Here is a 1,589-nt window from a genome sequence, read left to right on the forward strand (position 1 = left end):
GAATTTCTTCCTCTTCATATTTTGGAGGAGCAATACTGAAAGCCTCAGTTAAATACATCAGGTACAGTATTCCTATAGTCAACCAAGAAACACCCATTATTAGTGAACTAGTTTCTACATTGAACCATAATATAGCTATCATTATCGTTCCACATAAAGGGAAGATCAAATAATTGATTATTCCTTTTATACTTTTATATTGTTTTTCACGAATAATAAAGTGATTAATTACCGATAAGTTTACAAAAGTAAAGGCCATTAATGCACCAAAGTTAATCAATGAAGTAGCTGTTACTAGGTCGAAGAAAATGGCTGAAAGTGAAATGAATCCTACAAGTAAAGCGTTTAAAGCTGGTGTTTTCCATTTTGGATGAATATAAGCAAACCATTTCTTTGGAAACACTTTATCTCGTCCCATTACATACAATAAACGGGAGACACTCGCATGTGCAGCTAAGCCAGAAGCAAATGTCGGGATAAAGGTAGATACAAGAATAACAGATTGAAATAGTTTACCACCTACATATAAAGCAATTTCAGGAAGTGCAGCGTCTGGATGTTTAAATCGAGAAATGTCAGGAAAAAAAGATTGTATAAAATATGAAGTTACAACAAAGAGAACCCCTCCCCATAGAGCTGTGAAGAATATAGCTTTAGGAATTGTTTTCTTAGGGTCTTGTGTTTCTTCAGAAAGAGTGGTTACAGCATCAAATCCTAGAAAAGAGAAACATACTAACGAAGCACCCGTTATTAATGTTGAAAAATCAAGTCCGTCGTTAAATAATGGTTGTAATGAAAAAACTTCTCCAGTTCCTTCACCATTCATCAAGCCTTTGATTACTAGAACGATAAAAACAATCATTATAGCAACTTGAATTAGAACGAAGAAAGCATTAAAGTTTGCGAGGATATTTACACTTGTTAAATTCATAAAGGTAACAATTCCTACAAAAAGTACAACCCAAATCCATGAGGGAACATTAGGGAATAAGGCAGTAAAATAGATTTTACATAATAAGGCATTTACCATTGGAAGAAATAAATAATCTAATAAAGAAGTCCAACCTACTAGAAATCCGATGTGGCCATTCATCGCTTTACGTGTATAAGTATATGCAGAACCAGCTTCTGGAAAGACTTTTACAAGCTTCCCGTAACTGGCAGCTGTGAATAATATCCCTATAAGAGCAATTATATAAGCGGTTGGAACATGTCCATCCGTTTCTTTAGAAATAATTCCGAACGTATCGAAAACTACCATCGGTGTCATATAAGCTAATCCCATCATGACTATTTGCCATAATTTAAGAGTTTTATTTAAATGTACTTGTTTTTCCATATGTTATCCCCCTTGTGTTAAAAGTTATTGCGAAATTTATCAATAATCTTTCATATCTATTTTGTTTTCTTTTCTAAATATTCATAATTTACTTTGCAATATTTATGCCAAACTTAAATTTTGTTGCAAAATAGCGAAAAAACGCGAAGAATGTGTATATTACTTTCGACCTCGTTTTTTGAATGAATCACTTTTTATTCAAAAATGAATAATTTATGACATTTTTCATAATCTATTGACTTTATGAACG

At 32.5% G+C, this 1,589-nt stretch carries 1 protein-coding gene; it reads right to left on the bottom strand.

All coding sequences use genetic code 11. From position 1 onward, the window contains the following. Positions 1-1,339 (bottom strand): APC family permease (locus V7014_RS26215; RefSeq protein WP_335511916.1); only part of this gene is annotated, 1,339 nt, incomplete at its 3' end. Positions 1,340-1,589 lie beyond the last annotated feature (250 nt).

Origin of the sequence: Bacillus sp. JJ722 (assembly GCF_036963345.1) — a bacterium.
GTDB lineage: Bacteria > Bacillota > Bacilli > Bacillales > DSM-1321 > Bacillus_AD.